Source organism: Capnocytophaga sp. G2 (assembly GCF_035282625.1).
GTDB lineage: Bacteria > Bacteroidota > Bacteroidia > Flavobacteriales > Flavobacteriaceae > Capnocytophaga.
The window spans coordinates 39992-48902 of sequence record NZ_JAYKBU010000019.1 but is presented as its reverse complement, the minus strand read 5'-3'; the positions used below and the strand labels follow the sequence as shown (position 1 = coordinate 48902).

General features: G+C 37.4%; 8 protein-coding genes and 1 pseudogene. 6 read left to right on the top strand and 3 right to left on the bottom strand.

Annotated elements, in window-relative coordinates; genetic code table 11:
- From VJJ03_RS10340 to VJJ03_RS10330, 3 genes are all read left to right on the top strand, one after another.
- The coding region (locus VJJ03_RS10340; protein WP_323975456.1) for a phage baseplate assembly protein V at window positions 1–987 on the top strand (987 nt) is incomplete at its 5' end.
- 2 nt (window positions 988–989) lie between these two features.
- The gene (locus VJJ03_RS10335) at window positions 990–2315 is read left to right on the top strand and encodes a hypothetical protein (RefSeq protein ID WP_323975454.1); all 1326 of its coding nucleotides are present in this window, start codon (window positions 990–992) and stop codon (window positions 2313–2315) included.
- Entirely contained in the window at window positions 2312–2716 is a 405-nt protein-coding gene (locus VJJ03_RS10330) for a hypothetical protein (protein WP_009744737.1), read from the top strand. The genes VJJ03_RS10335 and VJJ03_RS10330 overlap by 4 nt, the downstream gene beginning before the upstream one ends.
- A gap of 25 nt (window positions 2717–2741) precedes the next feature.
- Here the strand turns inward: VJJ03_RS10330 and mobC are convergent.
- The 3 genes and pseudogenes from mobC to mobA all read right to left on the bottom strand — a co-directional run bounded on the left by mobC (window position 2742) and on the right by mobA (window position 6614).
- Window positions 2742–4760: pseudogene (mobC, locus tag VJJ03_RS10325) on the bottom strand (conjugal transfer protein MobC).
- 65 nt (window positions 4761–4825) lie between these two features.
- Window positions 4826–6163: a conjugal transfer protein MobB gene (mobB, locus tag VJJ03_RS10320; protein WP_323975452.1), complete on the bottom strand. Its 1338-nt coding sequence runs from the start codon at window positions 6161–6163 to the stop codon at window positions 4826–4828.
- A 25-nt stretch (window positions 6164–6188) separates the two neighbouring features.
- Entirely contained in the window at window positions 6189–6614 is a 426-nt protein-coding gene (mobA, locus tag VJJ03_RS10315; RefSeq protein WP_323975450.1) for a conjugal transfer protein MobA, read from the bottom strand.
- Window positions 6615–7188: 574 nt separating this feature from the next.
- Here mobA and VJJ03_RS10310 point away from each other — a divergent pair.
- Genes VJJ03_RS10310 through VJJ03_RS10300 form a run of 3 tightly spaced genes read left to right on the top strand, consistent with a single transcriptional unit; the run spans window position 7189 to window position 8896 of the window.
- Entirely contained in the window at window positions 7189–7947 is a 759-nt protein-coding gene (locus VJJ03_RS10310) for a ParA family protein (RefSeq protein ID WP_323975448.1), read from the top strand.
- Between the two features lie 11 nt (window positions 7948–7958).
- On the top strand, window positions 7959–8342 hold the full coding sequence (locus VJJ03_RS10305; RefSeq protein ID WP_178977236.1) for a DUF3408 domain-containing protein: 384 nt from the start codon (window positions 7959–7961) through the stop codon (window positions 8340–8342).
- A 2-nt stretch (window positions 8343–8344) separates the two neighbouring features.
- Window positions 8345–8896: a hypothetical protein gene (locus VJJ03_RS10300; RefSeq protein ID WP_323975446.1), complete on the top strand. Its 552-nt coding sequence runs from the start codon at window positions 8345–8347 to the stop codon at window positions 8894–8896.
- The last annotated feature ends 15 nt before the right edge of the window (window positions 8897–8911 follow it).

Sequence of the window (8911 nt, the reverse complement as noted above, 5' to 3'; positions counted from 1 at the left end):
TTAGAGCAATCAAGTGTAGATTTAGAGGATGTAGTACGCTTAGAGAAAGACAAACGCGAATTGTTGCTCAAAGTAAAGGGACAAAGCCGCGACCCGCGTCTCAGGATGAATACCTTTGCGTGTCTTACCGACATTAATGCACGTGCAATGGAGACTTATAGGGTCATAAAAATATCACACTATCACAGTGGTATGGAGTATTACAATTCCTTTGAGGGTATCCCTATGATGCGTACCCCTGCTGATTTTGATGAGAATGCTTTTCCGCACTCAGAGCAGCAACCAGCAATTGTAAAGGACAACAACGATCCTTTAGGAATGGGACGTGTACGCGTGCAATTCCTATGGCAGGCAAAACGCAATGAAATGACACCTTGGATACGTGTAGTGCAACCTTATACAGGAGGCGGTAAAGGTTTTTACTTTATCCCTGAGGTAGGTGAAGAGGTATTGGTGGATTTTGAAGGAGGCAATGCCGAACGTCCGTTTGTGCTTGGAGCGCATTATAATGGTGAGGCAAAGAGTGGCTATCATAATGCTGATAACCGCGTAAAGGCAATTCATACGAAAAGTGGACATAAGCTCATCTTTACCGAAGATGAAAGTATCTTACTTACTGATAAGAATGGCAATGTGATTAAGTTAGATACTCAAGGAAAAAACATTGAGATTTCTGCTCCTGAGACGATTAATATTACGGCTAAGAACATCAACTTAAAGGCAAATGATAGTATTGATTTGGATGCTAATGTAAATATCACTGAAACGGCTGGAAAGGCTAAGAGAAGTGATATTTGTGGAGATATGTTTGTATATGTTAATGGTGCTTTAACTGAAAAGATAGAAGGTGATTTACATAGTGAAACAAAGAATGCGAGAACAGAAAATAGCACAGGAGGTATGGTCGTAAATTCTGAAGGTGCTATAGAAAACCACTCGCAGCAAAAAGTTCGTATAAATGGTGGTGAAAATACAAGAATGTCATAATTATGAGTAGAACAAGAATTGTAGGAGGAGTATACACTAAAATCACAGGAGGTGATTATAAGATGTATACAGAGGGTGATACTATCATCTCAGCTGCTGGTAAAAATGATTTTGCCAATGCTGAGAAGGTCATTATTGGGACTAATCCTGAGAAAATGGATTTTAGAGGAAAAGGAGGCACTCTTCTTATTACAAAAGTAGAGAGCGAACCTAAAGGAGATGTATCACCTAATCAGAAGGTAACTTATAAAGTTACGCAATATAATTTCTCTGAAAAAGTAACTGAAGCTGATAAGAATCGTATACAATGGGCTATTAAAATTGATGATAAACAAGAGGTTTTAAAAGAAAAAGGCGAAAAACTAGTGTTAACTATAAAAGAAGAATGGGCAGGAAAAGAAATTAGTGTAATGCCTTATCTTAAAGAGCCTGTAGAGAAAATTAGTGTGAAAACAAAAATAATAAGAGAAGAAGTTTTAATAATTATAGGAACAGAAAATAAGAAGAAAGAATTAATATTTCCCGCTATGGGGATAAGAAAATTACGTACTAAATTTGCTAAATATCCTTTTGTACGCTTTATTATATTTACTGGAAGTTATACAGAAGATCAATTATCAAAGATAGAACTTTCAGCTATTTATCATAATAAAAGAGTAGAATGTCAAAGGGTCAATACTATTGATGATGTTATAAATATCATAAACTCAGGAGATATTAGTAATAAAAAAGATAAAAGTATCAGAAAGGTAAAAAGTATTTTTATATATTCTCATGGGTATGTATATGAAAAAAATAATGAACATGAAGGTGTGATAGCTTTTGATTATGACAATAAGATAAATGAACAAAAATTAGATAAATCTTCTTTTTCTAAAATTGATAATAATATTTTTTTAGATAATAACAGAACAGAATTGTATTCATATGCTTGTAGAACAGGAATTGGAGTTTCATCAACTACGGGAATAACTGACCCTAAGAAAAATAATAGCTTAGCTCAACATATGGCAAATATAGGAAAAATAACAGTTTTTGCATATATGAGAAAAACAGATTACAAAAATACTTGGGGAACAATAGCACATAGAAGAACATACGAATCTGATCATGATAGTGGAGAAAATATATGGGAAAATTTTAAATCAGATTTATATGATATGCTACCAGATCCTGATGATATGAAAGAATTTTCTAAATATAGAGCACATCAAGAGATAATTGATGGAGCAGTATGGAATATTAATGGCGCTTACATTGATGTTAAACCAGGTACGACCCCAGATTCTGTTCCTGATACATTCTATAAATATACTCCAAAGAAATGAAAAATATAAAGAGAAGTTTTAAAATAGCTATACTATCTATTTTTGTAGGAAGTATACAAATGGTAATATTCCTTCCTGATGGTTCCTATTGTGATGACTTAAGTAGTGATGTCATTTCAGGGATATTTAGATTTATGCCAATTCAATTTATAATTATGTTTTTTAATAGTTATATTTTTAAGTCTTATGATAAATATACATCATTATTTGTTTTATTATTTCTTTGGCTTTATATCAATAAAATAGAATTTACAAATAGAGAAGCTTGTTGGTCAACTTTTTCAGAAAGAGAGATTGAAGAATACGTAATAGATCATTCAATTTTTCCTTGTTCTATATCTTTATTTCTTTTTTTTTGTATATATTGGATTATGAAAAAAAAGAATATGATTAACTTTTAAATAATAAAAATTAGAAACAGAAATATCAAACATATTCTCCTATCTCCCCCACCAAATGCCTTAGTTCAGGGTCGTTGGCGATACGTTCCTTTTCGCGTTCAATGATTTTAATGACATCTAATTTTATCTGGCGGTAATTGGCTTCTACTTATTCTTTGGTGGTATCGTTGCCGTTGGCATCGGTGAAGGAGAGAACTTCGGGAATTTTCTGGTAGGCTTTGGTCTCTGCGGCTACTTTGGCGTTGTCTACAACTATCTGTGCGTGGAATATCTTCTGATCGATACGCTCGTCAAAATTATCAGAAACAGCTCCTACAAACATCCCTTGAGTAAGATTGGATATTTTGCTGGCAGGAATCAAACTATCCAATTGTGTAGATATGGAGGTAGAGGTATCATTGCGGTTGATAGTAGTAGATTGCCTTTTCTGCAATACCTTTCCAAAACGTTCAGAAAGGGTTTTAGCAGTTTCCCCTACTACTTGTCCGCTAAAAATATTCCCCACAGTATTTTGTATTACCTTGCTTTCCTTATCTCCATAATCACGAGTGAGCTGTGAATAATCTTGAAAGCCCAAACACACTGCTACCTTATTACTTCGGGCAGTGGCTATCAGGTTATCCAATCCTCTAAAATAAATCGTGGGTAGCTCATCAATAATCACTGAGGATTTGAGCTGTCCTTTTTTGTTGATGAGCTTTACAATACGAGAGTTGTAGAGTCCCAGAGCTGCCGAGTAAATGTTCTGCCTATCAGGATTGTTGCCCACACAAAGTATTTTAGGTTCATTAGGGTTATTGATATCCAACGAAAAATCATCACCTGTCATCACCCAATAGAGTTGAGGCGAAATCATTCGGGAGAGTGGTATTTTAGCTGAGGCTATCTGCCCTTGTAGCTGGTCTTGTGCACCTCCTTGCCAAGCATCCATAAAAGGCGATAGGTAATTCTCAAGTTCAGGATACGAGGTGAGAATGGTAAAGACATCAGCATAAGGCTTGTTCAATAGCTCGATGGCGTGTGGAAAAGTACAGTACTTACCACCTTTGTAAATCTTCAAAAACCAAATAATAGCTGCCAATAGAATGATAGGTGACTCTACAAAGAAATCGCCTTGCTTTTGAATCCACGAGCGATTGAGATTGAGCATAATGGTATAAGCAGACTCGTAAGCATCGGAAATATCACTCATAAAGTTAGGGTTGATAGGATTGCAACGATGACTACGGCGAGGATCATCAAAGTTTATCACATAGAACTTAGGCTTGACCTTGTACTTATCTAAATGCTTTAAGAGGTGATTGTAGGCAATGGTGGAGAGGTCGTCGAACTTAAAGTCGTAGATGTACATTGCAAAACCCTTTTCAATCTGTTGTTTGATATAGTTGTTCACAATGGCATAAGACTTACCAGAACCAGGAGTACCGAGCACTATGGTTGCCCGAAAGGGATTTACCACATTGATCCAACCTTTGTTCCACTTCTTGCGATAGTAGAACAAAGTAGGCAAATTTACAGAATACTCGTTTTTCATCAGGCGAGTTTCCTGCATAAACGACTCGTTTTCATTGTTGAAAACATCGTCTAAAAGGTTATCTTTTAACAAGCGACTCATCCACGAACCTGCCATAAGAAGAGCTATGTAGCCCAAAGATAGGGTAAGGATATAGAAAAAGGCAACTACTGAAGCAGAAAGTCGCAAGTGCAAAATCCAAAAGTTACCAAAATAAAGAGCTGCTCCTACTCCCAGAGCGATGTAAATCTTTCGCCAAGTAATTTTGTCGTTTTTTACGCCTGTTGTTCCCAAACAGCTCAGGGCTAAAAGTAAGAGCGCAAAGCATTTGGTGTATAAAGGGTGAGAGAATAGTCCTGCGGTTCGTTGGAAGTTGGTCAGGATTCTATCTACTACGGCTAATATCCATTTTTCGCCTTGGAAAAAGCCGTAACAATACCAATAGAGGTGCATCAGTACTATGAGAATACTTACTGCACGCATAAAAGCCATAATCTTGGCTAATGCTCTTAAATCATCATCGTTTTGCATATTTGTTTCTGTTTTTAGTGTTTGTCAATATTTTATACTTAGCTATGTCAGCTCACTGACCACACCTAAGATTTGTTTTTCATTTTTCGCCGTTTGGCAGTAGCACGTTTCATTCTTCTGGTAAAATCCTCTTCTTCGTAGTCTACCCCTTGATCATCCAAAGAGAAAAGAGTAAAGAAAGCATTTAAGGCTGAGTCCTTACCAAAATCCTCTTGGTAATGTGTCCAAGAAGTATCAGAGAAAGTATCCTCTTCAACAGTGTTAGTATTGTCGTGATTTTTACTTGCATAAGTAGTTACAGACGGCATATTTACCTCAGAGGTTAAAGCCGTAGCAGGCTCTTCTAACAATTTTAGCCACTGATGAAAAACATTGGCAGAAAACTCCTTTCCCAGCTGAGAGCCATTATACACACATCGACTATTGTGGTCAATAAAGGTTACTCCATACGTTCTCCCTTCTTTGTTTTCACGAAAGACAACCTCAATACCTTTAGCTTTTAGTTCTTGAACAAATTCACTTTTGCCATGAGCTGTTTCTTTGGCAAAGGTGATATGTGCCTTTAAGGAAGTGGTGTTTTGTCCTTTTAAGTGATCTTGTTCCTTTTGTAAATGTTTTTCGATATAAGGTAAGCTCAGTGTTTTGCCGAGCTTGGAGGCTTTAAAAGGATGGCTTGCTTTGTTACCATTCTCATCCAATACCACATACACCAAGCCCTTTTTAGGAACGCCTTGCAGTTCGCCTTCTACCTTTTCTACCGCTATGTTAAACTGATTGAGCAAGGCGTTGAACGTTCCTAACGAGGCAAAATGATAGTGTTTTAGCAATTGTTTTGCAGTATGTATCAACTCCTTTTTAAGATCGTTTTGTCGGTAATCTAAGGGGATTAATTTAGATAAAGGCAAGAGTTCATCATCTGTTAGCTGTGAATCATTGGTGATAGCAGGGATAAGTTGGTATTTCGTTTCCAACTCTCGGCATACTTTCATTGAGCGTATTTTTTCAAAAGTATCAGAGATTTTCTTGCCATACTCATCTATCCCCAGTGATACAATGTGAATGTGTTTGCGCTCGATATCCGAATGTTTGTAAACCACAAAAGGTTGGTTGCCAAAGCCCATTTGCTGCATATAGTCAGTAGCCAACTTTACAAAGGTCTCATCGCTCACCTTATCGTTAGGATCGGGGTTGAGAGAGATGTGTAGGATAGGTTTCTCTGTCCGCACATTGGCATAGAGATAAGGGGCAAAGGAACGAAATACTTCCGAAATGCCTACACTTCCTTGCAGAGTTTGTATCACTTTTTGAGCGTATAATACCTCTCCTTGTCCTTTAGCTACCTTGTTGTGATTGTACAAAAGTACTCCTAACAGCTGCCCTCCTCGATGTATTTTTGCTATCATAAGTCGCTGTTTTCGTCTTAAAAACTTACTTTAGTTTTTGCTCTATTTGCTGCGAAAGCTCTAATATTTGTTTGCAGATAGCAATCAATTGGGTAGTTTCTTTCTCCAATTTATAGAGGTAAGCAGCCGCTTTCTTCTCCGAAAAATTGCGATAGAGTATCTTTACAATCTGATTGTAATTGACCCCTACCGAACGAAATTGTGCATAGAGTTCAGTGAGTTTAGTGTAATAATCTAAAGCAGATTTATCAATTTTCACCACTTTTATCTCTCGGTTAAAAAGCAAAGAAGTGATAAAATGTGCTTTGACTTTCATTCCTGATTGCTCAAAAAGGGAGAGAAACTGATTGTTTTCTTCTTCATTCAATCGAAAAACATATCTAAAAGAAGTAGGATTTATCTTTTTGTTCCTACCTATGGGGCGTTTGTGAGTTGTTTTCTGTAAGGTCATATAAATTCAGTGTTAGTAAAAAAAACACGACTTCGGAGTGCGTTTTAAGCTCCCTGCAAGGGCAAGTGGTTTTGAGGTGCCTACACGCCTAATGCGTGCCTCAAAACACAACTTGCTCTGTTCCGGTGAACAGAAAATTCTCCCTAACGGTCGAATTTTAATTAGCCATAAAGAGAGAAATTAACACTACGAGCGGGTAAAATGATTTCAGGGTGCAAAACAAGTGATTTCTTAGCAAAGGATTTGTATATAACACAAAGACAATCACTTCCTTACAAAGCCATTTACAACCCTACATAAGGCTGTATGTATATTTGTATGTTCCTTTGCACCCGCATACCAAAGCAAGTATGTACGAAAGTAAAAATGCAATTAGGTAGCTATGTAGCTACAAAGCTATAAAGCTACAGAAGTATGTACATACGCAAGTAATTAGATAATTAGTCAATTACTTATGTGAGTAAATACTTACTTATAGAGGTAGTTAGATAATTGGCTAATTACAGATAGTTGTATTTGAATAGCTATACACTTATATACTTACTGAATTACAAACATATTTAAACACATATATATGACATCAACGACAAAATTCATTAGCTTTTCCACCCAGAAAGGAGGGGTAGGAAAAAGCACTTTTACTACCTTAGTAGCCAGCTTGCTACACTACCGAATGGGCTATAATGTAGCGGTGATGGATTGTGATTATCCACAATACAGCCTACACCGAATGCGAGAGCAAGATCTTAAAACAGTGATGAACAACGAGCATTTTAAGAAAGCTGCTCATAGACAGTTTAGTGAGCTAAACAAAAAGGCATACCCCATAATACAATGTAAGCCCAATGAAGCCCTTGAAAAGGCACATCAGCTTATCGCAGAGACACCTTTCCCTATAGAGGTTATACTTTTTGATATGCCAGGAACAGTAAACACCGCAGGAATATTGACCTTGCTAGCACAAATGCATCACATTTTCTCACCTATCACTGCCGATAGAGTGGTGATTGAAAGTACTTTGAGTTTTACTGAGGTACTTTCGAATATCATCGCTAAGAATACCGAAAGTGCTATCAAGAGCGTGCATTTATTTTGGAATCAGGTAGATGGGAGAGAGAAGTCGCCTTTGTACAAGATTTATGAGCAAGTGATTACTGATTTAGGTTTGAACCTAATGCAAGCCTACATCTCTGATAGCAAGCGTTTTCGAAAAGACGGCACAGAAAACCAACGATTGGTATTCCGTTCTACCTTAATGCCTGCTGATGAGAAGTTGATGAGTGGTTGTCATTTGGACGACTTTATCAATGAGTTGGTACAGATTATTCAGTAAACCCTAAAGATATGAAGACAGTAAAACCCATAGACGAAAACGAACTAATGGAGTTAATGGCAGGCAAGCAACCCACGCCTGCCCCTGCCATTGCTACGGCTCCGATAGAGACAGAGAAAACACCCCAGAAACCAGCTCCTACCAAGAAGAAAAAGGCAGAACTCTATGAGTATGAAAGTTATTTTTTTGAGCAGGGAGAGACTTCAGCAAGGGAAGGGAAATCGGTGTATATACGCCCAGAGTTTCACCAGCGAATAGCCCGTATTGTACAGGTGATAGGAGAAGACAAGATCAGTCTGTACAACTATTTGGACAATGTACTTAAAGCGCATTTTGAGCAGTACCAAGAAGAAATCACGCAGAGTTTTGAACAGAAATACAAGCCTATATTTTAACAATGGAAAAGATTATCATTTTACTACTTATCGTGGTGATTTTGTTGTTACTATCAGACAAAATGCCTATAACACTATCCAAAAAGAGAGCTCCTCAACCTAAAGCGACCCCTATACCCAAAACAGCTCCTTCAACTTCGGTAATGGGGGAAAGTAGGTTTGTGCCTCCTGCAAAGGTAGCCGCTACAGCTATCCCCTTAACAGAAAAAGAGCAACAGGATATTCTGACAGAATGGGAAGAGGAACCTACCATAAACCTTGAAGATGAAGAAGAGGATTTACGCAGTTATCGCACAGAGGCAGAGGACAATGATTTTGCCACAGGGCTTTCGTTTGAGGACTTGGAAAAGGTTGCTACTTTCCTCTCTGAGGACAAAGAAGAAGTTACCACCGAGAACATAGAGTTACTGCAAAAAGTAGAGGGCACCAGCTTATTAGAAGCCATAGAAAAAGCCTTACCCCAAGCAACTCTTAAAGTGAGTGCGCTCTTGGAGAAGGCGTTGCCTAAAACTACGGAGAGTGAAACGGAGTTTGATATTAGGGAGTTTGTGTGAGAAGATATTCTCTAT

What these genes read in the sequence shown, in the direction of transcription:
- VJJ03_RS10300 (WP_323975446.1), top strand. Translation starts at nt 8,345, where the DNA reads ATGGAAAAGATTATCATTTTACTACTTATCGTGGTGATTTTGTTGTTA.
- VJJ03_RS10310 (WP_323975448.1), top strand. Translation starts at nt 7,189, where the DNA reads ATGACATCAACGACAAAATTCATTAGCTTTTCCACCCAGAAAGGAGGG.
- mobB (WP_323975452.1), bottom strand. Translation starts at nt 6,163, where the DNA reads ATGATAGCAAAAATACATCGAGGAGGGCAGCTGTTAGGAGTACTTTTG.
- mobA (WP_323975450.1), bottom strand. Translation starts at nt 6,614, where the DNA reads ATGACCTTACAGAAAACAACTCACAAACGCCCCATAGGTAGGAACAAA.
- VJJ03_RS10330 (WP_009744737.1), top strand. Translation starts at nt 2,312, where the DNA reads ATGAAAAATATAAAGAGAAGTTTTAAAATAGCTATACTATCTATTTTT.
- VJJ03_RS10335 (WP_323975454.1), top strand. Translation starts at nt 990, where the DNA reads ATGAGTAGAACAAGAATTGTAGGAGGAGTATACACTAAAATCACAGGA.
- VJJ03_RS10305 (WP_178977236.1), top strand. Translation starts at nt 7,959, where the DNA reads ATGAAGACAGTAAAACCCATAGACGAAAACGAACTAATGGAGTTAATG.